The organism is Gilvimarinus sp. 1_MG-2023 (assembly GCF_030548285.1).
This window is the reverse complement of record NZ_JAUOSC010000003.1, coordinates 189985-215140: the sequence shown is the minus strand read 5'-3', so window position 1 is coordinate 215140 and position 25156 is coordinate 189985. Positions and strand designations below refer to the sequence as shown.

Annotated in this window: 27 protein-coding genes; 13 read left to right on the top strand and 14 right to left on the bottom strand. The window is 51.9% G+C overall.

The genetic code is table 11. The features are described 5' to 3' along the window. The first annotated feature begins 64 nt into the window (after positions 1-64). The gene (locus Q4563_RS06475; RefSeq protein ID WP_303604002.1) at positions 65-3979 is read left to right on the top strand and encodes a YhdP family protein; all 3915 of its coding nucleotides are present in this window, start codon (positions 65-67) and stop codon (positions 3977-3979) included. Positions 3980-4000: 21 nt separating this feature from the next. On the opposite strand, the gene yjgA is transcribed toward Q4563_RS06475, so the two are convergent. The 12 genes from yjgA to Q4563_RS06415 form a co-directional block, all read right to left on the bottom strand. Beyond that, on the bottom strand, positions 4001-4522 hold the full coding sequence (yjgA, locus tag Q4563_RS06470; RefSeq protein ID WP_303604001.1) for a ribosome biogenesis factor YjgA: 522 nt from the start codon (positions 4520-4522) through the stop codon (positions 4001-4003). Then, positions 4519-4800, bottom strand: a complete 282-nt coding sequence (locus Q4563_RS06465; RefSeq protein WP_215975845.1) for an HPr family phosphocarrier protein — start codon at positions 4798-4800, stop codon at positions 4519-4521. The genes yjgA and Q4563_RS06465 overlap by 4 nt, the downstream gene beginning before the upstream one ends. Positions 4801-4808: 8 nt before the next feature. Continuing rightward, entirely contained in the window at positions 4809-5675 is an 867-nt protein-coding gene (rapZ, locus tag Q4563_RS06460) for an RNase adapter RapZ (RefSeq protein WP_215975846.1), read from the bottom strand. 5 nt (positions 5676-5680) lie between these two features. Then, entirely contained in the window at positions 5681-6139 is a 459-nt protein-coding gene (gene ptsN, locus Q4563_RS06455) for a PTS IIA-like nitrogen regulatory protein PtsN (protein WP_215975847.1), read from the bottom strand. Between the two features lie 5 nt (positions 6140-6144). Next, the gene (gene hpf, locus Q4563_RS06450; RefSeq protein ID WP_215975848.1) at positions 6145-6435 is read right to left on the bottom strand and encodes a ribosome hibernation-promoting factor, HPF/YfiA family; all 291 of its coding nucleotides are present in this window, start codon (positions 6433-6435) and stop codon (positions 6145-6147) included. A gap of 80 nt (positions 6436-6515) precedes the next feature. Continuing rightward, positions 6516-8021 carry an RNA polymerase factor sigma-54 gene (locus Q4563_RS06445; RefSeq protein ID WP_215975849.1) on the bottom strand — a complete coding sequence of 502 codons (1506 nt, stop codon included), beginning with the start codon at positions 8019-8021 and terminating at the stop codon, positions 6516-6518. A 130-nt stretch (positions 8022-8151) separates the two neighbouring features. Further along, positions 8152-8877: an LPS export ABC transporter ATP-binding protein gene (gene lptB, locus Q4563_RS06440; protein WP_215975850.1), complete on the bottom strand. Its 726-nt coding sequence runs from the start codon at positions 8875-8877 to the stop codon at positions 8152-8154. 1 nt (position 8878) lies between these two features. Beyond that, positions 8879-9406 carry a lipopolysaccharide transport periplasmic protein LptA gene (lptA, locus tag Q4563_RS06435; protein WP_215975851.1) on the bottom strand — a complete coding sequence of 176 codons (528 nt, stop codon included), beginning with the start codon at positions 9404-9406 and terminating at the stop codon, positions 8879-8881. Then, complete coding sequence (gene lptC, locus Q4563_RS06430; RefSeq protein ID WP_215975852.1) at positions 9393-9971, bottom strand: LPS export ABC transporter periplasmic protein LptC; 579 nt, start codon at positions 9969-9971, stop codon at positions 9393-9395. Before lptC ends, lptA begins: the two co-directional genes overlap by 14 nt. Further along, positions 9971-10513 (bottom strand): KdsC family phosphatase, encoded by a 543-nt coding sequence (locus Q4563_RS06425; protein WP_215975853.1) that lies wholly within the window; start codon positions 10511-10513, stop codon positions 9971-9973. Before Q4563_RS06425 ends, lptC begins: the two co-directional genes overlap by 1 nt. Positions 10514-10538: 25 nt before the next feature. Beyond that, a complete protein-coding gene (locus Q4563_RS06420) occupies positions 10539-11504 on the bottom strand; it encodes a KpsF/GutQ family sugar-phosphate isomerase (protein ID WP_303604000.1) in 966 nt (321 codons plus the stop codon). A 45-nt stretch (positions 11505-11549) separates the two neighbouring features. Further along, positions 11550-12512, bottom strand: a complete 963-nt coding sequence (locus Q4563_RS06415; protein ID WP_215975855.1) for a calcium/sodium antiporter — start codon at positions 12510-12512, stop codon at positions 11550-11552. A 180-nt stretch (positions 12513-12692) separates the two neighbouring features. On the opposite strand from Q4563_RS06415, the gene Q4563_RS06410 reads away from it, so the two are divergent. From Q4563_RS06410 to Q4563_RS06385, 6 genes are all read left to right on the top strand, one after another. Next, a complete protein-coding gene (locus Q4563_RS06410; RefSeq protein ID WP_303603999.1) occupies positions 12693-13313 on the top strand; it encodes an MlaC/ttg2D family ABC transporter substrate-binding protein in 621 nt (206 codons plus the stop codon). A 112-nt stretch (positions 13314-13425) separates the two neighbouring features. Next, positions 13426-13656, top strand: coding sequence for a BolA family protein (locus tag Q4563_RS06405; protein ID WP_215975857.1), 231 nt, complete (start codon positions 13426-13428; stop codon positions 13654-13656). Positions 13657-13661: 5 nt separating this feature from the next. Next, the gene (murA, locus tag Q4563_RS06400; RefSeq protein ID WP_215975858.1) at positions 13662-14924 is read left to right on the top strand and encodes a UDP-N-acetylglucosamine 1-carboxyvinyltransferase; all 1263 of its coding nucleotides are present in this window, start codon (positions 13662-13664) and stop codon (positions 14922-14924) included. A gap of 28 nt (positions 14925-14952) precedes the next feature. Further along, positions 14953-15588 carry an ATP phosphoribosyltransferase gene (gene hisG / locus Q4563_RS06395; protein ID WP_215975859.1) on the top strand — a complete coding sequence of 212 codons (636 nt, stop codon included), beginning with the start codon at positions 14953-14955 and terminating at the stop codon, positions 15586-15588. Between the two features lie 40 nt (positions 15589-15628). Beyond that, on the top strand, positions 15629-16921 hold the full coding sequence (hisD, locus tag Q4563_RS06390; RefSeq protein ID WP_303603998.1) for a histidinol dehydrogenase: 1293 nt from the start codon (positions 15629-15631) through the stop codon (positions 16919-16921). 94 nt (positions 16922-17015) lie between these two features. Then, on the top strand, positions 17016-17597 hold the full coding sequence (locus Q4563_RS06385; RefSeq protein WP_303603997.1) for a DUF6151 family protein: 582 nt from the start codon (positions 17016-17018) through the stop codon (positions 17595-17597). A gap of 31 nt (positions 17598-17628) precedes the next feature. Here the strand turns inward: Q4563_RS06385 and Q4563_RS06380 are convergent, their stop codons facing one another. Both Q4563_RS06380 and Q4563_RS06375 read right to left on the bottom strand, forming a co-directional pair. Then, complete coding sequence (locus Q4563_RS06380; RefSeq protein ID WP_303603996.1) at positions 17629-18771, bottom strand: trypsin-like peptidase domain-containing protein; 1143 nt, start codon at positions 18769-18771, stop codon at positions 17629-17631. A gap of 18 nt (positions 18772-18789) precedes the next feature. Continuing rightward, on the bottom strand, positions 18790-19278 hold the full coding sequence (locus Q4563_RS06375) for a YhcB family protein (RefSeq protein WP_215977953.1): 489 nt from the start codon (positions 19276-19278) through the stop codon (positions 18790-18792). 169 nt (positions 19279-19447) lie between these two features. Here Q4563_RS06375 and Q4563_RS06370 point away from each other — a divergent pair, with 169 nt between their 5' ends. From Q4563_RS06370 to Q4563_RS06345, 6 genes are all read left to right on the top strand, one after another. Further along, positions 19448-20116 (top strand): alpha/beta hydrolase, encoded by a 669-nt coding sequence (locus Q4563_RS06370; RefSeq protein WP_303603995.1) that lies wholly within the window; start codon positions 19448-19450, stop codon positions 20114-20116. Further along, on the top strand, positions 20113-21219 hold the full coding sequence (zapE, locus tag Q4563_RS06365) for a cell division protein ZapE (RefSeq protein WP_303603994.1): 1107 nt from the start codon (positions 20113-20115) through the stop codon (positions 21217-21219). Before Q4563_RS06370 ends, zapE begins: the two co-directional genes overlap by 4 nt. A gap of 122 nt (positions 21220-21341) precedes the next feature. Next, positions 21342-21770, top strand: coding sequence for a 50S ribosomal protein L13 (gene rplM, locus Q4563_RS06360; protein WP_215977950.1), 429 nt, complete (start codon positions 21342-21344; stop codon positions 21768-21770). A gap of 14 nt (positions 21771-21784) precedes the next feature. Beyond that, on the top strand, positions 21785-22177 hold the full coding sequence (rpsI, locus tag Q4563_RS06355; protein ID WP_215977949.1) for a 30S ribosomal protein S9: 393 nt from the start codon (positions 21785-21787) through the stop codon (positions 22175-22177). Positions 22178-22486: 309 nt separating this feature from the next. Then, positions 22487-23080, top strand: a complete 594-nt coding sequence (gene petA, locus Q4563_RS06350; protein ID WP_215977948.1) for a ubiquinol-cytochrome c reductase iron-sulfur subunit — start codon at positions 22487-22489, stop codon at positions 23078-23080. Between the two features lie 2 nt (positions 23081-23082). Further along, the gene (locus Q4563_RS06345) at positions 23083-25140 is read left to right on the top strand and encodes a ubiquinol-cytochrome c reductase (RefSeq protein WP_303603993.1); all 2058 of its coding nucleotides are present in this window, start codon (positions 23083-23085) and stop codon (positions 25138-25140) included. Positions 25141-25156: the final 16 nt, after the last annotated feature.

Here is a 25156-nt window from a genome sequence, read left to right as displayed (position 1 = left end):
CCGACGGTGACATGGCAATGAGGACGGACGGTATTTACTCATGTTTCATGCGCTAAGATTTATATTGCGTAAATTCTACCTTCTGCTGGCAATCTTAGTGATTGTGTTGGCCGTCGTTGTGCAGCTGGGTCGAAACTTTTCATACCTAATATCCGACTATCGCGATGAAATCGCAACTGCTCTTTCAGTGCAAGCCAAGGCCCAGGTGACATTGAGTTCTCTAGAGGCTCAGTGGGATGGACTTCAACCATCGGTCATTGTCCAGGGCATCCGGCTGGAGGATGACGACGGTACATTGTTGGGGGAAATTGCGCGAGCACAGTTAAGATTAGATTTAATTGCTTCCCTGCTGAATTTTCAGCCGGTGTGGAGCAACGTGGCTTTTAGTGGTGGCTCACTGACCGTTAATCAAAGTGAAGCTGGACATTGGATGTTGAGCGAGCAAGCCGTTAGCGAAGAGGCCTCAAAAACCAACAGCGGTGACAATCAAAAATTAATGGATATGTTGCTAGCCGCTCGTCGAATTAATTTTGATCATACTCAACTGCATTTTAAATTTCAAAACGGTGATACCATCACTTTGCAGTCCCCCAGAGTATTGGTGGAGAACCGCAATGATTTTCATCGGCTATTAATCAGTGTCGATGTTGAGCAAAACAAAAATGCACTCTTTATTGTCATGGAGTCTTCAGGTGATCCTCGCCAGCCTGATTCAACCGTGGCCAGTTATATACAATTTCGAGACTTCCCCTTAAGTACACCCGCCGATGTGCTCACTGCGCAATTCGTAAATAAACACCTAGGTCGGGGCGATTTACAAGGCACCTTGAATGCCGGTATTTGGCTTAATAAAACCGAGAGCAACTCTGCCTTTGAAGTGGTTGGGGAGTTGAGTTTGTCGAACACTGTGATTCCTGTGGCTAACGGGGAGTTGGATTTACAAGCGGTTAACGCTGATCTTTCCGGTTACGTCAGTGATTTGAATCACTGGCAGCTTGGGGTTTCATCTCTGGAAGTGACCGCCCAGGGCAAAGCCCAAACGGATTTGGCACTATTAGCGATTAAAAGCGGTGCACGCTCCCCCACAACCCTGCGCATAAATGAGCTTAATCCCCAGTGGCTGACCCAGGTGCTATTGGGGGGTAATTTTTTTGAGCCCGATGGCCAGTTAGAAAATTTAGCTTTATCACTTGACCCTCATGGTCGATTACACAATTTACAGTTTGTAATGCCCGCAGGCCAGCCCGCTTTATGGCAGCTGACAGCGTTCAGTGACAATATTGACGTGGGTAGCTGGAATGGAGCTCCTGGGGCAACGGGTGTGTCGGGTTACATTACAGCTAATGCTCGGCAGGGCGTGGTACATCTCGATGCTCGAGATAATTTTTCTGTGTTGTTTGAGGGGGTCTATGAGCAACCCATGCAGTTTAATCGTGCTCAGGGCCAAGTGAGTTGGCTATTGCGTCCGGAGCAAAATGTCATAGATGTGTACTCTAGCGAAATCACCGCCTCGGATGGTACTGAGCAGTTGCAGGGGCAGTTTCACTTGCACTTACCTTATCAGCGAAACTCAGGACCGATTGAGCTTACCATCAGTGCGACAGCGCAGCAGGTAGCAGCTCAGCAGTATAAAAAATACATTCCAATTGTCTTACCTGAATCTTTACGTGAGTATATTGAGCAAGGAGTTGGCAAAACGAATGCAGGTATTGCGAAGCAGGCGCAATTTATTTATCGCGGCGTGCTTAATGATGGTGCTCCAGAGGCGCACAATGTTGCACTCAGCCTGAATATAGATCAGGCCTCGTTTCATTATCAAGATAACTGGCCTGAAGTGCATGACACACAGGGTAGTCTGTTGGTCGACAATGATGATGTCTACGTGCGGATCGCATCGGGCCGGATTTATAATAGTGAAGTAATCGATGCCGAAGTGATATTGAATGATAACCCTGCGGGCGAGGGGGCATTGTTAACCATCGCCGGGCACGTGGATGGTATTGCTAGTGATGGTTTGCGCATATTACGCCAAAGTGTATTGCGCGAGTACGTGGGCGATCAAATGGATAGCTGGTACTTGCACGGGGAAATACAGGCGGCTATTGATATTGCGATACCCTTGCAGGAGCAAGCAGCAGGTGGACACTACGCCGTTGATGTCAATGTTCAAGCTTCCAGTTTTGACCTCGATAATTTAGCCCTCGAGCTGGATGATGTTAAAGGCCGTATTCGATACGATGATAAAGCTGGCATTCAAACGCAAGATTTAACCGCTCAACTTTTTGGTCATCCGCTACAAGTTGCAATGCGCAGCGCTACGAATGAGAGCGGGCTGCTGACGATTATAGAGGCGCAAGGCAGCGCCAGCGCAGATCAGTTGGCGCACTGGAGTGAACAGCCGGGACTCTTGTTTGCCGATGGAACCATGCCTTTGCGTTTATCGGTGGAGCTCAATCATGGTGATGAAACCGCTGAGTCGAGAGAGGATCAACGCCTGGCGGCTATTTCAGTACATGCAGATTTGACCGAAGCGGCGGTTAACTTGCCCACTCCTTTGGGTAAAGAGCGTGGTGAACCTGGCACGGCGGTGGTCAATTATATAATGGGCAGTGAGACTACCTTTGTCGATGTTCACTATTTAGATCAAGTTCGAGCGATGTTGCACTTTGAACAGGACGAAAAAGCATTGATTAGTGGTGCGGTTGGGCTTGCCGCTGAGCCTGAGTTTCCATCGACCCCTGGCTTACATATATCGGGCAGGGTAGAGCAAATAGATATTGCTACCTGGCAGAATGTTTTAAGTCAGTATAGAGGCTACGAACAGCGAATGCTCGGTGAGTTAAATGAGCCGCAAGTAGCCTCTAGCCAGATACCAATCTCTACAGACTTGCTAATACATCGACAGCCTCTTGGTGCAATTGCTCTGACTGACTTACGTTTAAGGGCGAGACAGCTTGAAAGTGGCTGGGACTTTCTTATTAATAATAACGCGATAAATGGCGAACTCTATTGGCCAATACTAGCGTCTGAGCCGATGCGTATTGTCATAAATAGTTTGAATGTTCCCGCTGAATTACTGGAAGGTGAGGGGGGCGACAAATCACTGGAGTTGACCAACACACACACTTGGCCGGATGCAGAGGTGAGTATCGACTCGTTACGGCTGGCCGATAAGGATTATGGCCAGTGGTCTTTTAACCTTCAACCCAGTAAGGATAAATTGGCTTTCACTGATATTAAAGGCGAAATCCGTGGTATGGAAGTGAAGGGTATCAACGGTGCTGGTGCTACCCTAGATTGGACGTTGGGTGAAGCTCCTCAGACTGCATTGGCCGCCGAGCTTAAGGTCGCCAATATGTCGAAAACTTTGCAGGCGTGGGGTGCTCCTCCCAGCCTGGAGAGCCAAGATGCTTTGTACAGAATGGACTTTACTTGGCCGGCATTGCCGACGGATGTCGATTTAGAAACAGTATCGGGCCAACTCGATGTGAAATTGGGGCAGGGACGTTATTTACGTGACAGTGCCGGTGCCAGTGATGGGCTGCTGAAATTCTTAGGATTATTTAATTTCGATTCTTTAGCGCGCCGGGCAAGGTTGGATTTTTCTGACCTGTATAAAAGTGGTTTGGCGTTTGACAGTATTACCGGGCAAGTGGCGTTTGATGAGGGGCAGCTTAATATTACAAAAGCCTTTCAGTTGCAGAGCCCTTCAAGCCGAATGGAGTTGACAGGCAGTGTGGACATGGTGGCGCAAACTTTGGATACCCGGCTGGTCGCCACTTTGCCGATGACCGGTAATCTGACAGTTATTGCAGCTCTTGCTGCAGGTTTGCCGGCTGCAGCTGGTGTGTTTGTTATCAGTAAACTGTTTGAGGAGCAAATGAATAAGGTCACCAGTGTTCGCTACGCAATTACCGGTGACTGGGATGATCCGCAAACGGAATTTTTAGGCGTGGCTGATAGTGCTGCGAATGATTGATACCGTTTTTGAGTTTCTAAATTATTGGTGTGCCAGCACAGTATCACGCAAGTAGCGGAATAATTTGCGGGCATGAGCAGGAGCTTTCGCTTGGCTTTTCTCTTTTTGCGCCATTCGAACCAATTGTCTTAAATGCTGGATGTCGACATCGGGATGATTGCTAATAAATTGTTGCAATGTGTCCGGGTTGCCGTCGATAAGCTGGTCGCGCCAATTCTCCACTTGATGTTGACGCTGAGTGTTGAGTGAATGCTTGGCGTTTAGATTGTCCAGTTGTTGTCTAACCTGTTCGCCGTCTACCTTACGCATGACCTTGCCGATAAACTGAAGGTGTCGACGGCGAGCCTCCCGCTGCCTGATGCGGTGCATCTCTTGAATGGCCTCCAGCACTTCGCTGGGAAGGTCGAGGCTTAGCAGTTGGCTATCACTTAATTCCGTCAGCTCCTGCCCCAGTGCTTGCAGAGCGTGCATCTCGCGTTTGCGTTGAGACTTGCTCGGTAGGTCATCAAACTCTAGGTCGTGCTCTTGATCTTGATCGTTCATGGTGTGTCTTCGTCCAATTCTTCAAAGCCCGACTCAATTAATGAGCAGATGGCTTCCAGCGCCTGATCGGCATTGTCGCCACAAGTGGCGATGTGTAATTCTTTGCCCAATCCGGCCGCGAGCATCATCAGCGCCATAACACTGTGGCAATTGGCATTTTTACCTTCACAGGTCAGTTCGATTTGGCAGTCGTATTGATTGGCCACGGCCACCAATTTGGCGGCGGATCTGGCGTGTAAGCCCTTGCGGTTAATTATGGTCACAACTCGGGTTGGCATGGGAGGCTCTATTGTGGCGCGTCTAATTCTCTGTGACGAACCTGCACATTGTCCAGTTCACCTGAGAATTGTTGTTGTAGCTTGTCGCATAAATAGACCGAACGATGCTGACCGCCGGTACAGCCAATAGCGACAGTAATATAGCTGCGATTATTAGCTTGGTAGTGTTGCCACCAGCGACCTAAGAAGTGGGTTATATCTTGTAGCATGTCTTGTACTAGCGGTTCTGAATCTAGAAAATCAATAACATCGACGTCGCGTCCAGTTTGGCTGCGTAGACTTTGCTTCCAGTGCGGATTGGGTAGGCAGCGTGCATCAAACACGATGTCGGCATTGTTGGGCGGGCCGTGTTTAAAGCCAAATGACTCAAATAATACTGCCATGCCATCTGAGTGAGGTTCGGCAATACGAGATTTAATCAGCTCGCGCAACTGATGCAGGTTTAGATCCGTAGTGTTGATGACAAGATCTGCCGCATCTCGCATGGGCTCAAGTAACTGGTGTTCGGTTTCAATTGCTGCGGTCAAGTGGCGATGTTTGTCACTCAGTGGGTGTTTACGTCGAGTTTCACTGAACCGCTGCACAATTTTTTTGGTTTCAGCGTCTAGAAAGACAACGGTAAAGGGTAGGTGAGCATCTTTATGATGTCCTACCATTGAGGGGAAAATTTCTAAGTCTTGCCAAGCGTCGCGAATATCGATGCCAATGGCAAAATTTTGATTGTCCGCGTCTTTGTGCAGTTGAATTTGAGTGATTAGCGCAGGCAGCAGGCTTACCGGTAAGTTATCGATACAGTTATAACCGGCATCTTCCAGCGCGTTTAGCGCGGTACTTTTCCCCGAGCCCGACAAACCACTGACAATCACCAAATGCATAGTGGTTAGCCTGCTGGTGACTGGGTGGCAGCGGCAAAAAGCGCTTGCGGGTTTTGCGCAGACCGCAATGCCTGGCGAAACTGATTGTCATTAAGCGCGCTGGCCAGCGCGGCCAGCGTTTTTAAGTGTTCGTCACATGACTCCTCGGGAACCAGCATGGCAAATAATACATCGACCGGTTCACCATCCATTGCATCGAAGTCAATGGGGTCTTTTAAGGTGATTAGTGCGCCCAATGTACAGTCGCAACCTGGTATGCGTGAGTGGGGGATGGCGATGCCATGGCCAATACCGGTAGAACCGAGCTTCTCCCGCGCGATTAAACGCCGAAATACGTCATCGGCGTCGAGCATGGGTGAGTTCTCGGCAATGGTATTGGCGAGGATCTCTAGTGCGCGCTTTTTACTGACCCCTTCGATATGGCATAGGGTGCGTTCTGGGGATAATATTTGAGAGATTTCCATGAGTATTATCTGTGGCTTTTCAGCTTTTCTTTGTGTTTGATCACTTGACGGTCAAGCTTGTCGGTAAGGGCGTCAATGGCGGTGTAGAGATCTTCGGAGTCTGCATTAGCAAAAATGTCTTTGCCGCTGACATGTATGCTCGCTTCAGCTTTTTGGGTTAGTTTTTCCACAGTGAGAAAAACATTAATGCTGGTGATGAGGTCATTATGGTGCGTTAACTTTGCAAATTTATTATGAACATACTCTTCAATTGCTTCGGTTACCTCAATGTGATGACCGCTGATGTTTATTTGCATATAGCTATCCTCCTGAATCAGGGTGGGCCTATCCCACCCAGCCGGCCGCAATAGTGCCACCGGTGCATAAACAGACTGTATCAGACAATGCTTTTACGTTCATTTGATGGTGGAATATTGAGCGACTCTCGATACTTGGCAATCGTTCGCCGTGCGACCCTTATTCCCTGCTCGGCCAGCATGTCGGTAATTTTGCTGTCGCTGAGTGGTTTTTTCGAGTTTTCAGCTGCCACCAATTTCTTAATGATAGCGCGGATTGCAGTAGACGAACACTCACCGCCTGAATCGGTGCTGACGTGAGATGAAAAAAAGTATTTCAGCTCAAAAATACCCTGGGGGGTGTGCATATATTTCTGCGTAGTCACCCGCGAAATAGTCGACTCATGCATTTCTACCAACTCGGCGATATCGTGTAACACCAAGGGTTTCATGGCTTCTGCGCCATACTCCAGAAATCCTCGTTGCTTTTCCACAATACAGGTGGCGACTTTCAACAGGGTTTCGTTACGACTTTGTAAGCTTTTTAGAAACCAGCGGGCCTCTTGTAAATTGTTTTTCAAAAAGGTGTTTTCGCTGCTGGAATCGGCTCTTTTAACCAGTGATGCGTAATCGGAGTTGATTCGTAACCGGGGAGCTATATCCGGATTAAGCTCAACGGTCCAGCGCCCTTCACGTTTATCGACAAATACGTCGGGCACGACATACTCGGTTTCGCGAGTGTCAATAGCGTCACCCGGGTGGGGGTTGAGGGTTTTGATTAGGGCAACCGCCTGCGCTAACTCTGGCTCTTTTAAGCGTGTTTTGCGCATTAATTGCCGGTAATCGCGGCTGGCGAGCATGGGGAGATATTGTTGAACGATTTGCTTGGCGGCATCCAAAAAAGGTGTGTCGGCGGCAAATTGGGTCAGCTGAACCAACAGACACTGCTCTAAATTCTCGCTGCAGATTCCCGATGGATCGAATTGTTGCAATCGGTGCTGTACAGCTTGCACCTCATCCAGTTCAAGCTCTTCGAAGTTGGGTGCTAAGCCTTCAAAAATTTCTTCCAGAGTAACGCTCAGCAGCCCGCTGGGCTCTACAGCGTCAATAATGGCCAGAGCGATGATTTCATCGCGCTCAGACATCGGTGTTAAATTGAGTTGCCACATTAAGTGGTCGTACAGTGTTTCAGTACTGCCACGACGGCTTTCGAAATCTGAGTCGTCGCCCTCGTAGTTGCTGGCCGGTAGTGCCGGCGCAGAGCTCTCGTAAACATCATCCCAGCTGGTGTCCACCGGGAGGTCCTGAGGGATTTCTTCGTTCCAATCGCCTTCAGCATTGTTTTCAGGTTCGGTTTCAGTGGCTTTGGCGGATTCTTGAGTGAGGCTGCTGGTCTCATTAATAGCAGCTTCTTGTTCGGATTTTTTTTCCGCCTCGGTGCTAGGCTCGTTGTTCTCTTCGGTTTCCAGCATGGGATTGGAATCCAGCGCCTCTTGGATCTCCTGCTGGAGGTCCAAGGTCGACAACTGCAGCAGACGAATCGCCTGTTGCAGTTGGGGGGTCATAGTGAGCTGTTGGCCCAGTTTTAATTGTAACGATTGTTTCATGGCTTCTTCAGTACGATCTTGCAGACTATGGTTTGAGTTTAGTCAGCATGTCGCCCCCAAGCAATAGCTCCTAGCAATCTTTATGCCTAACAAGGAGAATTAAGTATATGTCAAGGTGGCGAACCGGCTTTTAGAGCATAAAATGCTCGCCAAGGTAAACTTTGCGCACTTTCGCATTGTTCAGTACTTGTTCTGAACTGCCTTCGGCGATGATATGCCCTTCGCTGACGATATACGCTTTTTCGCATACACCTAAGGTTTCACGGACATTGTGGTCGGTAATCAGTATACCGATATTGCGGTCTTTTAAGTGGAGGACAATCTGTTGGATATCGCTGACGGAGATAGGGTCGACCCCGGCAAAGGGTTCATCTAAGAGGATAAACTTAGGGTCGGTGGCAAGGGCTCGCGCTATTTCTACCCGCCGTCTTTCACCGCCTGACAGAGCCATGCCCAGGCTGTCGCGAATGTGGGTGATGTGGAACTCTTGCAGTAGTGACTCTAACTGCTCTTCGCGTTCGGCCTTAGAAAGCTCCTTGCGAGTTTGCAATATGGCGAGAATATTATCCGCGACAGATAATTTACGAAATACTGAAGCCTCTTGTGGTAGATAGCCAATACCCGCTTGGGCACGCCCGTGGATGGGCATATGTGTCAGGGATTGATCGTCGATGGCCACTTTGCCTTTATCGGCGCGAACCAGGCCGGCAATCATGTAAAAGCAAGTCGTTTTCCCCGCCCCGTTGGGGCCGAGTAGGCCGACTATTTCGCCGCTTGATACGCTTAGGGAAACATCAATGACGACTTGGCGCCCTTTATAGCTTTTGGCCAGATTATCTGCGCGTAGTGTCGACATATTACTGCTCTATCAGTGCCGGGGGGATGGTCATTTGAATGGGTTGGTCAGATTCATGATCGCCTTCGGCGCTGACCAGTTCGCGGTTGATGTCGTAGCGAATCTCATGACCTTGCATAACCGCGCCGTCTTGCTCCAGTAAAGCGCCTTTACTTAGCGATACGGTATTGTTGGCACTGTTGTAGGTAATAATGCCCGCCTTAGCGCTAACCACGCCGCGATCAATGCTCGGTTGCTGCTCAAAGTGGGCGGGTGAGCCCTCGGCAGTGATTTGTTCAACGCTATTGTCTTGATCGAATTGAACCACAATGGTGTTGGCGCGGATGATCAGTGAGCCCTGCTGTAGGCGGGCCTCGCCAGTGTATGTAACACGACCATTTTTCTGATCGAACGTTTGCTGGTTCGCTTGCAGCTCAAAATTTTGCTCGCGATCACTGGGTAGGCCAAAAGCAGTTGTGCTGACGATTGCCAATAGCACAGTGAGTACGCAGTGCTTCAGTTTAGCGGGAAGCCTTTTAGTCGGGAGCATAAATACCTTTTACCTCAGACAGCAGTGCCACACGACCTGAGTCGAGATCGGCGGATAAGCCGACGGCGCTGGTAGTGCCGCGAGCGCTTTGCATGGTAACAGGTTTATCTGTTGTGGCAATTTGCTCGTGAGTGTTTACTAAGAGATCTTCGGTAGTGACATCCAGTCGGCCGTAGCGTGGATGCTCGCTATAAGCGTTGACGGTGCCGCTTAGCTGAAGAGTCTGTTGTTCAATATCCGCTATTCCCTGGTTGGCGACTAGGTGCCAGGGGTGACTGGAATTCTCACTCAGAAAAGTGAGTTCCGGTTGCTCAATATAACCCTCGGTGGTATCAGCGGTTTTAAAGTAGGTGACTTGGCGCGCTTTAAGGGTGTGGGTCAGTCGGCCGCTGTCATCGAATGAGCGATCGGTCATTTCTACTAGATAAACCTCGGGAAAATCTGGGGTGCTCGTCTCGCCGGCGCCTTTTACTAAATCGTTGGGTGAGTATTGCAAGGCGCTGTACAGCAAACCGCTGACCAGCGCAATGGTAATAATCCAGGATCGCGGTTGACGAGGTCGCATTAAGCTTGCTCTGGCGGTAAGTGCTGGCCAATGGCCGCGCGATAGTGCCCCTGCGCTTGCAGGAGTAAATCGCATGCTTCGCGTACGGCGCCATCGCCGCCGTTACGGTGACTGACCCAGTGCGCGTATTCAGCTACCGAAGCGTGCGCGTTGGGAACGGTTAGGGCCAGGCCCACGCGTGTCATGATGGATAAATCGGGCCAGTCATCACCCATGTGGGCAATTTCTTCGGGTTTTAAATTAAGCTGGTCAAACACCTCTTGCAGCGCTTGCCATTTATCTTCGCGGCCTTGTATCACCAAATCTACCCCCAGCTCTTTAGCGCGCCGGGCGACGATCTCGCTCTTGCGCCCTGTGATAATGGCAACTCGGACATCACTGTACTTTTGCAGGCTCCTAATGCCTTGTCCGTCTTGGGTGCAAAAACTTTTCATCTCGTTGCCGTGATTGTCATAGTAAAGCTTGCCATCGGACAGAATGCCGTCGACATCGAGAATCAGCAATTTTATCTGTTTGGCCAGTGCCAGTGTTTGTTGAGTCATAAGTAAGTACTTGTATCTGAGGGCATTAGACCACACCCGCCCGCAAAAGGTCGTGCATATGTAAGATGCCACAGGCCCGGTCGCCTTCGGTGACCACCAGTGCGGTAATCTTGGCTTCTTCCATCACTTTTAAGGCTTCAGCCGCTAAGGTGTCACGGGCGATGGTCGTGGGGTTGGGGGTCATGATGTCACGCATGATGGCAGAGTGAATATCAATGCCCTTATCTATTTGGCGGCGCAGATCACCGTCGGTAAAAATGCCAATAAGCTTCTCGCCTTCAAGGATGGTGGTCATACCGAAGCCTTTGCTGCTCATCTCTAGCAGAGCTTTTGACAGGCAGTCCTCGGGGCTGGAGATGGGTAGCTGGGGGCCGGTGTGCATCAGGTCTTCGATCTTGAGCAGTAGCTTGCGCCCCAAGGTGCCGCCCGGGTGTGAGAAGGCAAAATCTTCGGCCGTGAAACCACGCGCTTCCAGCAAGGCGATGGCCAGCGCGTCGCCCAGGACGGTGGTGACTGTGGCGCTGGACGTGGGGGCTAGTGCCAATGGACAAGCCTCGCGCTCAACTTCAATTGATAGATGAATGTCGCAGCTCTTGGCTAAGGTGGAGTCGGGGTTGGCGGTTAGGGCAATCATGGGAACCCCTAGGCGCTTGATCAGGGGCAGAAGAGTAATCAGCTCGCTGGAGTTGCCCGAGTAAGAAATGGGCAGCAAAATATCATCGCGAGTTAGCATGCCGAGGTCGCCGTGGCTGGCCTCGCCGGGATGCATAAAGAAGGCTGGGGTGCCGGTGCTGGCCAGTGTCGCGGCAATTTTTTTGCCCATATGGCCGGATTTCCCCATGCCGGAAACGATAACGCGCCCCTTACAGCCGAGCATAAGTTGACAGGCTCGGGCGAAGTTACCGTTGACGCGCTGGCCCAAGGCTGCGACCGAAAGGGCCTCCTGCTCAATGGTGCGTTTAGCCGAAGCGATAAAGTCAAAGTCGGTCATAAGTGCTTTTCGTTACTCTTAGTCAGCGGTTCTGTTCCTATTCTATCAGCCGAGAAGAATAAAGTAGTAGCCTGCGTATATCGCAAGAAACACAACACCCATCAGCTTGCCCAGTCGGGGGCCTCCGCGGCGGCGGTAAACAAAAGCGCTGACCAGTAAAGCTAGGGCGAGCAGGGCCGTTAATGCCGCCATGGCGAGATAATCTCGGTGAAATACCGCCGGCTCCATAGCCAGAGGGGCAATCACACCGGGCAGCGACATAACTGCCAATAAATTAAATAGGTTGGAGCCGATAACATTGCCAATGGCGATATCGTGATGGCCTTTGAGAGCGCTGGTTACCGAGGCGGCAAGTTCGGGCAGGCTGGTGCCCACCGCGACGACGGTCAGCCCAATGACCAGGGGGCTAACTCCAAAGTGAAGAGCAAGGTCGCTGGCGCCGCGCACGAGAATATCCGAGCTCACCACCAGAGCGGCCAGGCCAAACACAAACCAGAACAGAGCCCGTCCCCGGCTCATGTTGGGGATGTCGTCGTCGATCTCTTCCGGGTGGTGACGTTTACTCCAGATAATCAGCGCCATAGCACAGGGTAGGGCAAGGAGAAGTGCAACGCCTTCACCTCGGGATAAGTGCGCATCCCAAAGGAACCAACCTGCCAGCGCGGTGATCAATAGTAAAACCGGCATTTCGGTTTTAAGTAAATGATTTTGTACCGGCAGTGCGGCGATTAACGCAGTCGCACCCAGTACCAAGCCTATATTGGCGAGGTTGGACCCCAAGGCGTTGCCAATAGCCAAGTCGCCTTGACCTTGCAAAGATGCATTTAAGGAGACTAGTACTTCCGGTGCAGAGGTGCCCAGAGCCACAATGGTTAGGCCAATGATTAGCTTTGAAACACCGTAGTTATTCGCTAACGCGGCGGCACCGCCAACAAATTTATCGGCGCTCCAAATCAGGCCGGCGAAGCCTACCAGTACGAGTAGCGCGGGTAGCCAGAGGTCGGTCATAGAGGGCTCTCAGGGTGTGGGTTGAATCTCAGTTTATACTGGGTGGCGCCAAAAGGCGCAGTTGCATACCGCTTTATAAGTGGGTGGCAGCGAGGTGAGATGGTATAGTGTTACGCCTTGCGCGGCAATTGTCGTCGTCGCCATTTTTTTTGAATTTTTATCAGATAAAGGAAGCGTGTAATGAGCACAGAAGGCTTGAAATCCATTATCGGTCGTCTCGGCTTGTGGGCAACAGCTCTAATGTTGGCGGTATCGGTCAATGCACAGGCGGCTGACCCGTACCAAGTCGTCGAAAATGTGACCGATGAACTGGTCGCTGCGGCCAAGGCCAAGAATGACGGTGGCGATAAGGCCAGCTACGACGCGGAAGTTCTCGCGGCGCTGGACCCCGTTGTGGCTTTTGACTATATAGCTCGTGTCGTAATGGGGGATTACTACAAATCTGCCAGTGCTGAGTTGAGAAAGGAATTCGCCGAAAAGTTCAAAACCGGGCTAGTAGCCTCTTACGCTAAAGGTATTGCCACTTACGCCGACAGTGACATCCAAGTGTTGAAACCCGATGAGCCGGTTGGCGAGCAACGCCGAGTGACGGTTAAGCAACAGGTCAAGCATCAGGGGTCGGTGCATAAGTTGTCTTACACTATGGGGAAAAGCAAAAGTGGCGAGTGGAAGTTGATTAACGTGGTTCTTAACGGGGCCAATTTAGGTTCATCCTTTGCCAGCCAGTTCGAGCAATTGGCCAATAAATACGACGGCGATGTCGCCAAGGTCGTGGCCAACTGGGATGCCAGCGAAGCCTAAACTCTCCAATCTAGCCGCTGGGCGTGATTCTGGTGGCTTAATCCGGTAATATTCCCGCCCTAAGACAACCTGCCGGTGCCCTTGGTGCCGGCCTTGCCCTATGGGGATTGCAATGCAAGCTGAGCAAATCAAGGCGATGATCGAAAACGCCGTGCCTGACAGCCAGGCCGAAGTCCGAATTGAGGGTAATCACGTCCATTTGCGAGTGGTTAGCCCAGCGTTTGCCGGCCAGAGTCCGGTAAAAAAACAACAGATGGTATACGCTGTATTGAATGACATGATTGCCAGTGGAGAAATTCACGCCGTGCACATGCAGACCTTGACCCCAGAGCAGGCACAATAGCAATCATGGATAAACTATTAATTAACCGCAGCGGCCCGCTGAACGGTGAAATTCGCATCTCGGGTTCGAAAAATTCGGCCCTGCCCATTCTTGCGGCCAGTTTGTTGGCCGACAGCCCGATGCATATCTCGAACTTGCCGCATCTGAATGACATTACCACCATGTTGGCTCTGCTGCGCTGTATGGGAGTGGGTGTCACGGTGGATGAGCGCATGTCGGTTGAGATTGATGCCAACAGCATCAATGACTTTACCGCGCCCTACGAGCTGGTGAAAACCATGCGCGCCTCGATTTTGGTGTTGGGGCCAATGTTGTCCCGCTACGGCGTCGCCAACGTCTCCTTTCCCGGCGGTTGCGCCATTGGCTCGCGTCCGGTGGATATTCACCTGCGCGGTCTGGAGGCGATGGGAGCGGTTATTGAAGTGGACGAGGGTTATATCCGTGCCCGCAGTGACGGTCGCTTAAAAGGCGCTCATATCCTGATGGATACTGTAACCGTGGGCGGCACCGAAAACCTGCTGATGGCCGCTGTGTTGGCCGAGGGCCGCACCGTACTGGAAAACGCCGCTCGCGAGCCGGAAGTAGTCGACCTGGCCAACTGTCTGGTGGCTATGGGGGCCAATATCGAAGGTATTGGCACTCAAACCATGATTATTGACGGGGTGAAATCACTTGCCGGCTGTCATTATAAGATTATGCCTGACCGCATTGAGACTGGAACCTATTTGGTGGCGGCCGCTGCCAGCCGTGGCAAAGTACGATTAAAAGACACGCGCGAGGATATACTCGAAGGCGTGCTGCTGAAACTAGAAGAGGCCGGCGCGCATATCGAAACTGGTCTGGACTGGATCAGTATTGATATGAAGGGTAATCGCCCTAAAGCGGTTAACTTGAAAACAGCGCCTTATCCGGCTTTCCCAACCGATATGCAGGCCCAGTTCACCGCCATGAATGCGGTAGCCGAAGGTTCAAGCTCGGTGATCGAAACGATTTTTGAAAATCGATTGATTCAGGTGCACGAACTAAACCGTATGGGTGCCAAAATCAACCTGCAGGGTAATACCGCCATAATCGAGGGCGTCGAGTCACTAAAAGGCGCGCCGGTTATGGCGACGGACTTGCGTGCCTCAGCCAGCTTAGTGATTGCGGGCATGGTGGCCGATGGCACCACCTTAGTGGATCGCATTTATCATATCGATCGCGGTTACGAATGCATCGAAGAGAAACTGCAAGCGCTCGGGGCGAATATTCGCCGCGTGCCCAACTGATGTTGCGACAGGCAACAATGAGTCTGACATGAGCCAAATGATTACCATCGCCCTGACCAAAGGGCGTATTTTAAAAGAGACTTTACCTCTGTTTGCAGCGGCCGGTATTACCCCGCAAGAGGATATCGATAAAAGCCGCAAGCTGGTATTTCCCACCAATCGCGATGACGTGCAGCTGTTAGTGTTGCGCGGCGCCGATGTGCCCACTTATGTGCAGTTTGGTGCGGCGGATATGGGTATTTCGGGCAAAGACACCCTAATGGAAAATGGTGCCGAGGGCTTGTATGAGCCGCTTGATTTACACATCGCCAAATGCCAGCTGATGACCGCGGCCATTAAAGGTGTGCCGCGCAAAAGTGGGCGCATTCGCGTCGCCACAAAGTATGTCAATATTGCCAAGCAATACTACGCCGCGCAGGGTCGCCAGAGTGATATCATCAAACTCTACGGCGGTATGGAGCTGGCGCCGATTATGAACTTGGCCGATGAAATCGTCGATATTGTCGATACCGGGAACACCCTCAAAGCCAATGGTCTGGAGTCGCGCGAGCACATTGCCGACATCAGTTCACGCTTGATCGTCAATAAAGCCTCGATGAAAATGAAGCACGTAGGTATTCAGGCCATTATTGATGGCATTGCGACTGCCGTACAGCGCGACTGAGATTGCGCCAGCCATAGACCTTTTACAAGAGCGTTAACTTATGATCACCCGACTCGATAGCCAAACTCCCGATTTCAGTGCCAAGCTGGACGCCTTGCTGGCGTGGGATTCGGTGTCTGATCATAACGTGGCTCAGGTTGTTGACGATATTATTGCCGAGGTCAAAGCGCGCGGCGATGCGGCTGTGGTGGAATACACCAATCGCTTTGACCGCCGCAATGCCGGCTCCATGGCAGAGTTTGTGGTAGCGGCCGATACGTTGAACAGCGCCTTGGCCGCCATTGCCCCGGAACAGCGACAGGCCTTAGAGGAGGCTGCCCGCCGAGTGCGCGCTTACCACGAACACCAGCGGCAAGAATCGTGGCAGTACACCGAGGCGGATGGCACGGTGTTGGGGCAAAAAATTACTCCGATGGAGCGAGTGGGACTGTATGTTCCCGGTGGCAAAGCCTCCTACCCGTCTTCGGTATTAATGAACGCTATTCCGGCCAAAGTTGCCGGGGTGGATGAGTTGACCATGGTGGTGCCCGCGCCCGACGGTGAACTGAACGATATGGTACTAGCGGCAGCTAAAATTGCCGGTGTGGATCGGGTGATTACTATCGGAGGTGCGCAAGCGGTGGCAGCGTTGGCCTATGGCACCGAGACCATCACCAAGGTCGATAAAATTGTCGGCCCCGGTAATATCTTTGTCGCCACCGCTAAACGCGCTGTGTTTGGCCAGGTGGCGATCGATATGATTGCCGGCCCGTCCGAAATCTTAGTGCTGTGTGACGGGCAAACCGACCCGGACTGGATTGCCATGGACTTGTTTAGTCAGGCCGAGCACGACGAGCAGGCGCAATCTATTTTGGTCAGCCCCGATGCCAATTTCCTCGATAAAGTCGAAGCGGCAATGCAACGTTTACTGCCCGCTATGTCGCGCCAGGCGATTATTGCCGAATCGCTCGCCGGTCGCGGCGCGCTGATTAAAGTGGCGGATATGGATGAAGCGATTGCGCTGTCTAACCGAATTGCCCCCGAACACCTTGAGGTGTCGGTGGAAGACCCCGAGGCATTGCTGCCCAGTATTCGCCACGCCGGTGCGATCTTTATGGGTCGCCACACCCCCGAAGCATTGGGTGATTACTGCGCCGGCCCCAATCACGTTTTGCCGACTTCAGGTACCGCGCGCTTCTCGTCACCTTTGGGGGTGTACGATTTCCAAAAGCGCAGTTCAATTATCTTTGCCTCGCCTCAGGGCGCTTCGACCCTAGCGCAAACGGCCTCTATTTTGGCGCGCAGTGAAGACCTTGAGGCACACGCCCTATCGGCGGAGTATCGCAAGCGGTAAATGCTGGGTGGGTGGTTTAGACTTGTCTGAACGCTGAACGCTATAGTCATAGCATTTATTTTAATGAAAACCGTGGCGGTTGATGGGTGTTTGTATGGCGAGTACGGTGGAGCTTAAATGTTTTTGTGGGCAGTTGCGCGGCTCGTTGCAGGTGGTGCCGAGTTCCAGTTTTCATGTTCACTGTCTGTGTTGCGATTGTCAGAAGTACGCCGAGGTTTTGGGTAATAAAGAGCGCATTCTCGATGAGCACGGTGGCTCGGAATTATTCCAAACCTATCCTGCCTTTCTCAAAATTACCCAAGGCCATGAGCACATTAGTTGTGTGCAGCTTGAGCCCAAGGGTATCTATCGCTGGTATGCATCCTGTTGCAACGCGCCTTTAGCTAACACCATGGGTAAGGCGTCGGTGCCGTTTGTGGGAGTGTCGGTAAAATTAATGCAGTTTGCCGGTGAAGACGAAAAGCGCAGAGCGCTTGGCCCGATCTGCCTGAAAGCGTTTGGTAAGTACGCGGTGGGCGAGGCAATGCCTGTCGATGTACATCCGCGGTTTCCGGTCAGTTTTATGCCTAGAATTCTTTGGTTTATGCTTAAAGGTGCGCTGTCGGGTAAAGCCAAACCCTCTCCATTTTTTGCCGATGGCCGGCCAGTGGCTAAGGTGCTGCGCGCTGGCGTGTAAGCGTCAACATTTTAGTATTAATTCTTAATACTTAAGTTCGGCTCACATCTGGGCCTAACGTGCGTTCTGCCACCATTACCTCAAACACTAATTGTTCTGGTTCATTGTCTTGACGAGGTCGCAATACTTGCACAGTGACCTTGGTGCCGGGGTCGATATCCGCCACCTCATTTAGTCCCTGTCGTTCAGTGCCTATCGGTTGGCCATCAATGTGAGTGAGCACATCCCCGGGGCGAATGCCAGCTACATAAGCCGGGTCGTTGATGGGGGTCTCGGTCACCAGTACCCCGGCAGTGCTGCCGAGTTTTAGTTCGTGCACCAGTGCCGGGGTTAATCGTTCAACGGTTAATCCGAGCCAGCCGCGCACAGCACGCCCGTATTTAATAATGTCTTTCAGTGAGTCGAAAGCGTCGTCGGCGGGTACCGCAAAGCCAATGCCGACTGTGTCGAAAATAATGGCGGCGTTAATGCCCAGTAAATTGCCTTGGGTGTCGATAAGAGCGCCGCCGGAGTTGCCGGGATTAATCGCCGCATCGGTCTGAATGTAATTCTCGTAGGTGCTAAGCCCAAGCCCGTAACGACTTAAGGCACTGACAATGCCTTGGGTGACGGTTTGGCCGACACCGAAGGGGTTACCAATGGCGAGTACCACATCACCCACGCGGGTTTTGGTTGGGTCACCAATGGAGATGGGGGTGAGGTTGTCCAGTTCAATTTTTAGCACCGCGAGGTCGCTTTCCGGGTCGTTGCCGATAAAGGTAGCACCTGCCCGACGACCATCGTGTAGCAGTACTAATATTTCATCGGCACCGTCGATAACGTGATTGTTGGTGAGCAAATAACCCTCAGCACTGACGATAACGCCGGAGCCTAGTGCCGATTGCACGCGCTTTTGTTGTTTGGGGTTGCGGTACAGCTGCTCAAACAAGGGGTGGTCGGCCAATGGATGGCGGCGGGTGGCAATCACTTTGCGCGAATAGATGTTGACCACCGAGCTGGCGGCGCGATCTACTGCATCGGCGTAAGAGGTTGCTTGTGTAGGCTCAGCTTTTTGACTTGCGGGGTTGGGCGGCTGCCAGGGCATCAAACCTGGAAACGCAATAAAAATAACCAGTGCGATACACAGGCCCGCCAAGGCGGGCCAAAAAACAAATTGCAGGGCGCGAGCAGTCATAGGGAGTTGGCCTGCCCGCTATTTATGGGCATCGGTTACGCCATCCTCAGGGAGGTTGTCACCGGTTGCTGGGGCGGGTTCTTCCATGCCGTAATCTTCACTCAGTGTGCCTTTGCTACCGGCGCGTTTGGGGGCCCAGTCGCGGGGCGCTTCAACATCTGTGTGTTCTAAATCGTGGCCTTTGTGGCCGGGCAGGTGGTGCTGGGACTCGTCCAGCAATTGGCGACCGATTTCAGGAGTGCTGAGTTTGAGGGCGCTGGACGCTAAATGCTCGTGCATGTCTCGGTAGCTGGCATTGAGGCTGTTGACCAGCTCAGTGGTGCGGGCGAAGTGATCGGTTACATCGTGTTGGTAGCTGTCCAGTGCCTGCTCGGCCTCTTGTAGGCGATTTTGCAAATCGCTGGAGCGATTGCTGCCGTTGCTGTTGCGCGACAGTAGATAACCCACAAGGCAGCCCACAAAGGTGGCTATTAATGCGGTGACTATAAGGGTGATCAATGAGTACACAAAACATCTCCTGACTGAATGCCTAACGTTGTAACACGCCGCAATTTCATTCGTGCGTGTTCAACCTCCTAATGAAACGGTATTATACGGCGTTTTCACTTGTAAAGAGAGGCCAGAGTCGCAGCTGGACCAATTCTTTTACAGGGTAGTCGCTTTAAAGTGGTCTTTCATGTCTGAATTACTGACTCAATCATCAACATTAATAGCTGGCCCCGCAGGCTCGCTAGAGGTGGCCGGTTCGCTGGGGCGCGAGACGGGCCCTTACTATCAAAGTGGTGCGCTGGCTGTGGTATGCCACCCGCACCCTTTACATGGTGGCACCATGAACAACAAGGTGGTAACCACGCTGGCCAGAACCTATCGCGATTTAGGGGTGGGTGTTCTGCGTTTTAATTTTCGCGGTGTGGGGCGCAGCGGCGGTGAGCATGACCACGCCCGTGGCGAGGTGGATGACGCCGTCGTGGTGGCCAGTGCTTTGCTGCAAGAGCGCCCTAAGGCGCCTTTATTGTTGGCCGGTTTTTCTTTTGGCGCGTCGGTCGCCGCTCAGGCCAGTTACCGGTTGCCCTGTCGGCACCTGACGCTGGTTGCGCCGCCTGTGCCGCGCTATGCGTTTGAACAGGGTGGCCGATTTGCCGCGCCGGTTACGGTGTTGCAGGGGGATCGGGATGAGCGCGTCGATGAGCCGACAGTGGAGGCCTGGGCGGGGCAGTTGGCGGGCAGTGTGGTTTACCGCTGCTTTGATGAGGCCGGCCATTTTTTTCACGGGCGTTTGACCGAATTGAAGCAATCGATGACCGAGGCGCTATTAGAGCAATTGCCGAGCGAGGCGTTATTGTGAGTCACAATCAGTTAAGCCCTGTAGGGCGCTATCAACACGACCTGAAGTCTGAGGGCTTTCAGTATGATGCTGCACAAGAGCAGGCCGTGCTTCACTTGCAGCGACTGTACGAGCGTTTACAGAGGCCGCGGGTAGGTCCTGGTTTTTGGGCAAAATTAACGGGTAAAGCCAAATTGGAGCCTGAAAAAGGGCTGTATTTTTGGGGTGGAGTCGGCCGAGGCAAAACCTACTTGATGGACAACTTTTACGAGAGCTTGCCCTTTGAGCAGAAAATGCGTGTTCATTTTCATCGGTTTATGCGTCGGATTCATCGCGAGTTAAAATCGTTGGCAGGGCAAAAAAATCCATTGGAGCAGGTGGCGGAGAATATAGCCGCCGAGGCGAAGGTGATTTGTTTTGATGAGTTTTTTGTCAGTGACATCACCGATGCCATGATGTTAGCCGGACTGCTGGATGGGCTTTTTCGTCGCGGCGTGACCTTGGTGGCAACTTCGAATATTGAGCCGGAGGGCCTCTATAAAGATGGGTTGCAGCGCGCCCGATTTTTGCCGGCCATTGCTTTGCTGGAGCGGCATACGCAAGTGGTGAATGTGGATGGCGGGGTGGACTATCGGCTCAGAGCGCTAGAGCAGGCTGAGCTTTATTACACGCCGCTGGATGCGAATGCCGAGGTCGGGCTGGATGGCGCGTTTGCGCGCCTGTGTCCGCCGGGGGCCGAAGTTCGTTATCGGCAGCGCCTAGAGGTGGAAGGGCGCCACTTGCTGGCGGAGCGGGTGGCAGACGATGTCGCCTGGTTTAACTTCGGGCAATTGTGCGATGGGCCGCGTTCGCAAAACGATTACATTGAGCTGGCTCGTGAGTTTCACGCGGTAATCGTCTCCGATGTGCCGCAGCTGGGGCGCGAGCGCGACGATCAGACGCGCCGGTTTATTAACTTGGTTGATGAATTTTACGATCGCAATGTAAAGCTGGTACTGTCAGTGGCGGTACCCTTGACCGAGCTGTACGCTGGCGGGCGTTTAACCTTCGAGATTGAGCGCACCCAGAGCCGGCTGTTGGAGATGCGCAGCCACGACTATCTGGCCCGCCCACACCGCCCGTAAGCTTAATGATGCGGCTTGGTGTGGGCTGTAAATAATTCCTAAAAAGTGCTTGAAAAGCTGCAGCTCCTTATGTAGTATTCGCGCTCTTTTGTGGGAAGCACCACCTAGTAGGCAGGTATAACATGAAGACATATAGTGCTAAAGCAGAATCAGTCGTACGCGATTGGTTCGTGATTGATGCAGAAGGTAAAACTCTTGGCCGCATGGCGTCTGAGATTGCTACTCGTCTGCGCGGAAAGCACAAACCTGAGTACACCCCGCATGTTGACACCGGTGACTACATTGTAGTTATTAACGCAGAGAAAGTAGCTGTGACCGGTAAAAAAGCGACTGACAAGATGTATTATCGTCACACCGGCTATATTGGTGGCATCAAGTCAATAAGCTTTGAAAAGCTGATCGATAAGGCCCCAGAGCGTGTTATTCAGAGTGCTGTAAAAGGCATGCTGCCGCGCGGTCCTCTTGGTCGAGCTATGTTCAACAAGCTAAAAGTGTACGCAGGTAGTGAGCATCCGCACACTGCTCAGCAGCCGCAAGAACTCAACATCTAAACGGAAAGCTGATTATGGCAGTTACTCAATATTACGGTACCGGCCGTCGTAAGACCTCGACCGCTCGAGTGTTCATTACTCCAGGTAACGGTACAATCACCATCAATGGTCGTTCGCTTGATCAGTACTTCGGTCGCGATGTTGCACGCATGGTCGTGCGTCAGCCGCTGGAGAAGGTCGAGCTGCTCGAGAAATTTGACGTTAAAGCCACCGTCGCTGGCGGCGGTAGCTTTGGTCAGGCCGGTGCGATTCGCCACGGTTTGACTCGCGCGCTAATGGAGTATGACGAGACTTTACGTCAGCCTCTGCGCGGCGCCGGTTACGTGACTCGCGATTCTCGTGAAGTTGAACGTAAGAAAATCGGTCTGCGTAAAGCACGTAAGAAGCCACAATTTTCCAAGCGTTAATTTGGCTCTTCGACAGCTGTTACAGCGTGTTCGATCAAAAAAAAGCGCTCAGGGGAAACCCTGGGCGCTTTTTTGTTTTGGGTTTAACCTAAATAAATGCCTGCAGGGGTGAGATTGGGTTGATTTGAGGCTGATTGAAATGCGTGCCACGTCTTTGCAGCCCTTATGTGGCGCGGGGTGGTAGGCTTTACCTTGTAACGGCTGAGTAATTTCATTAATATTGGCAAATTTTTAAAGACAATAAAATCTATCTAAATATTTGAAAATCAGTGAATTTTAGCCGTCGATGCTGTTAGGGGAGAAGTCGTCATGAGTAATGACGTTGTCAACAAAACACGCCGTCGCGTACTTACCGGTGCCACCACAGTTGTGGGTGCTATTGGTGCAGTAGGCGCAGCGGTTCCTTTTGTCGGATCTTGGAATCCGAGCGCAAAAGCCAAAGCGGCCGGGGCACCGGTCAAAGTGAATATCAGTAAAATAGAACCCGGTGCCATGATCACTGTAGAGTGGCGTGGCAAGCCGGTGTACATCGTGCGCCGCACCCAAGAGGCCCTGACTGGCTTAGAAAAAACAGCCGATCTCGTCAGTGACCCCAGCTCTGAAGAGCCTCAGCAGCCCGAATACGCTCAGAATGAGACCCGGTCGATTAAGCCCGAGTTATTGATTCTATTGGGGCTCTGTACCCATTTGGGGTGTGCTCCGATGTTCCGCCCCGATGTTGGCGCTCAAGATTTGGGTGGCGACAAGTGGCAGGGTGGCTTCTTCTGCCCGTGTCACGGTTCTAAATTCGACTTGGCGGGTCGTGTGTTCAAAGGTGTACCTGCTCCGATTAATCTGGAAGTTCCCCCCCACGCCTACGATGGCGATGATTGGGTAACGATTGGCGTGGATCAGGAGGCCTAAACATGAATTGGATGAAAGGATTGTGGACTTGGGTTGACGCCCGTCTGCCCGTGCAGCGCGCTTGGGATACCCATATGGGTAAATACTATGCGCCGAAAAACTTTAACTTTTGGTATTTCTTTGGTGTGCTGTCGATTCTGGTGCTGGTTAATCAGCTGATCACCGGTATCTGGCTGACCATGAACTACACCCCGAGTGCCGAAGAAGCCTTTGCCTCGGTCGAGTACATTATGCGCGATGTCGATTACGGCTGGATTCTGCGCTATATGCACTCCACGGGCGCCTCTGCCTTCTTTGTTGTGGTCTACCTGCACATGTTCCGCGGTTTGATGTACGGCTCTTACAAAGCGCCACGCGAGCTCGTTTGGATTTTTGGTATGACCATCTACCTGGTGCTGATGGCCGAAGCGTTTATGGGTTACGTTCTCCCCTGGGGGCAGATGTCCTATTGGGGTGCGCAAGTAATCGTATCTCTGGTGGGGGCTATCCCGGTTGTGGGTGAGTCTCTGGTGGAGTGGATTCGCGGTGACTACCTGATCTCGGGCATTACCCTGAACCGATTCTTCGCCTTGCACGTAGTGGCCTTGCCGATTGTGCTATTGGGCTTAGTGGTACTGCACTTGCTGGCTCTGCACGAAGTGGGCTCTAACAACCCCGACGGCATCGAAATTAAGAAAAACAAAGACGAAAACGGCATTCCTAAAGACGGCGTGGCTTTCCACCCCTTCTACACTGTGCACGATCTTGTGGGCGTTTCGGTCTTCCTGTTTGTGTTCTGCTTTGTCATGTTCTTTATGCCAGAGATGGGCGGGTTCTTCCTGGAATACGCCAACTTTGAAGAAGCGAACAACTTAAAGACTCCTGCGCATATTGCTCCGGTGTGGTACTTCACGCCTTTCTACGCAATTTTGCGGGCGATTAACTTTCCGATTGGTCCTTTGGATGCCAAGTTCCTCGGTCTGGTTGCCATGGGTGCTGCTATCGCGATCTTATTTGTGCTGCCATGGCTGGATCGCAGCCCGGTTAAGTCAATGCGCTACAAAGGCAACTTTAGCCGTATTGCGCTGATTGTGTTTGCGGCCGCTTTTGTGATTCTGGGTTACCTTGGTGTGAAATCACCGACTCCAGGCCGTACTTACTTAGCACAGGCGTGTACCTTCCTGTACTTCGCCTATTTTATCGGTATGCCATTTTGGACCCGACGGGAAAAAACCTTGCCGGAGCCTAAGCGTGTGCAGATGAAAGGTTTACCTCTGCACTTGGTGCTCGGTGGTTTTGCCCTGTTTGTCTTCCTGGTTGTTGTACCCATTAAAGCGGTTGGTGCCGAAGGCAGCTTTGCCTGCGGTGCTGTCCCGTGCGATACCATGGAGCCCGATTTGGAAAACAAGGCATCGCTACAGCGCGGTGCCAAGTATTTCGTCAACTATTGTATGGGGTGTCACTCGGCCAAGTTCTCTCGCTATCAGCGAGTGGCCGATGATCTGGATATTCCACACGACTTGATGATGGATAACATGGTGTTTGGCGCCGATGATAAGCGTGTGGGTGATTTGATGAAAAATGCCATGAGCGCCGACTTGGGAAAGCAGTGGTTTGGTGCAGCCCCACCGGACTTAACCTTGGTGGCTCGCGCTCGTTCACCTGAGTGGCTGTATACCTATCTGCGCAACTTCTATAAAGATGAGGAGCGCCCACTGGGTGTTAATAACCGAGTCTTTGCTAACGTGGGTATGCCCCATGTAATGATGGAGCTGCAAGGGCTATTGGAGTGTGGCGCCGGTCCTAAATTGGATTCACACGGTCATACCGAGCGCGATGACCTAGGTAATCCTGTCATAGAAGAACACTGCGGTGCACTGGTTGAAGGTGAGACCAAAGGCAGTATGACTGGTGAAGAGTTTGATCGGGCTATGTTTGATCTGGTCAACTTTCTTGAGTATGTGGCCGAGCCATCGCAGTTAGATCGCAAACGTATTGGCGTGTTTGTACTGCTGTTTATTTGTGTATTGTTTATATTTACCTACCTGCTCAATCGTGAATACTGGAAAGGTATTCATTGATTACATGGGCGAGTTT

Coding starts and splice junctions, on each gene's coding strand:
- hisG (WP_215975859.1), top strand. CDS start 14,953: ATGAGCCAAATGATTACCATCGCCCTGACCAAAGGGCGTATTTTAAAA.
- Q4563_RS06425 (WP_215975853.1), bottom strand. CDS start 10,513: ATGACTCAACAAACACTGGCACTGGCCAAACAGATAAAATTGCTGATT.
- lptB (WP_215975850.1), bottom strand. CDS start 8,877: ATGTCGACACTACGCGCAGATAATCTGGCCAAAAGCTATAAAGGGCGC.
- Q4563_RS06415 (WP_215975855.1), bottom strand. CDS start 12,512: ATGACCGACCTCTGGCTACCCGCGCTACTCGTACTGGTAGGCTTCGCC.
- lptC (WP_215975852.1), bottom strand. CDS start 9,971: ATGCGACCTCGTCAACCGCGATCCTGGATTATTACCATTGCGCTGGTC.
- hpf (WP_215975848.1), bottom strand. CDS start 6,435: ATGCAAATAAACATCAGCGGTCATCACATTGAGGTAACCGAAGCAATT.
- rplM (WP_215977950.1), top strand. CDS start 21,342: ATGAAGACATATAGTGCTAAAGCAGAATCAGTCGTACGCGATTGGTTC.
- Q4563_RS06420 (WP_303604000.1), bottom strand. CDS start 11,504: ATGACCGACTTTGACTTTATCGCTTCGGCTAAACGCACCATTGAGCAG.
- Q4563_RS06410 (WP_303603999.1), top strand. CDS start 12,693: ATGAGCACAGAAGGCTTGAAATCCATTATCGGTCGTCTCGGCTTGTGG.
- petA (WP_215977948.1), top strand. CDS start 22,487: ATGAGTAATGACGTTGTCAACAAAACACGCCGTCGCGTACTTACCGGT.
- hisD (WP_303603998.1), top strand. CDS start 15,629: ATGATCACCCGACTCGATAGCCAAACTCCCGATTTCAGTGCCAAGCTG.
- Q4563_RS06465 (WP_215975845.1), bottom strand. CDS start 4,800: ATGCCAACCCGAGTTGTGACCATAATTAACCGCAAGGGCTTACACGCC.
- Q4563_RS06380 (WP_303603996.1), bottom strand. CDS start 18,771: ATGACTGCTCGCGCCCTGCAATTTGTTTTTTGGCCCGCCTTGGCGGGC.
- lptA (WP_215975851.1), bottom strand. CDS start 9,406: ATGCTCCCGACTAAAAGGCTTCCCGCTAAACTGAAGCACTGCGTACTC.
- rapZ (WP_215975846.1), bottom strand. CDS start 5,675: ATGCATTTGGTGATTGTCAGTGGTTTGTCGGGCTCGGGGAAAAGTACC.
- Q4563_RS06445 (WP_215975849.1), bottom strand. CDS start 8,021: ATGAAACAATCGTTACAATTAAAACTGGGCCAACAGCTCACTATGACC.
- Q4563_RS06370 (WP_303603995.1), top strand. CDS start 19,448: ATGTCTGAATTACTGACTCAATCATCAACATTAATAGCTGGCCCCGCA.
- ptsN (WP_215975847.1), bottom strand. CDS start 6,139: ATGGAAATCTCTCAAATATTATCCCCAGAACGCACCCTATGCCATATC.
- Q4563_RS06385 (WP_303603997.1), top strand. CDS start 17,016: ATGGCGAGTACGGTGGAGCTTAAATGTTTTTGTGGGCAGTTGCGCGGC.
- rpsI (WP_215977949.1), top strand. CDS start 21,785: ATGGCAGTTACTCAATATTACGGTACCGGCCGTCGTAAGACCTCGACC.
- Q4563_RS06405 (WP_215975857.1), top strand. CDS start 13,426: ATGCAAGCTGAGCAAATCAAGGCGATGATCGAAAACGCCGTGCCTGAC.
- yjgA (WP_303604001.1), bottom strand. CDS start 4,522: ATGAACGATCAAGATCAAGAGCACGACCTAGAGTTTGATGACCTACCG.
- Q4563_RS06345 (WP_303603993.1), top strand. CDS start 23,083: ATGAATTGGATGAAAGGATTGTGGACTTGGGTTGACGCCCGTCTGCCC.
- murA (WP_215975858.1), top strand. CDS start 13,662: ATGGATAAACTATTAATTAACCGCAGCGGCCCGCTGAACGGTGAAATT.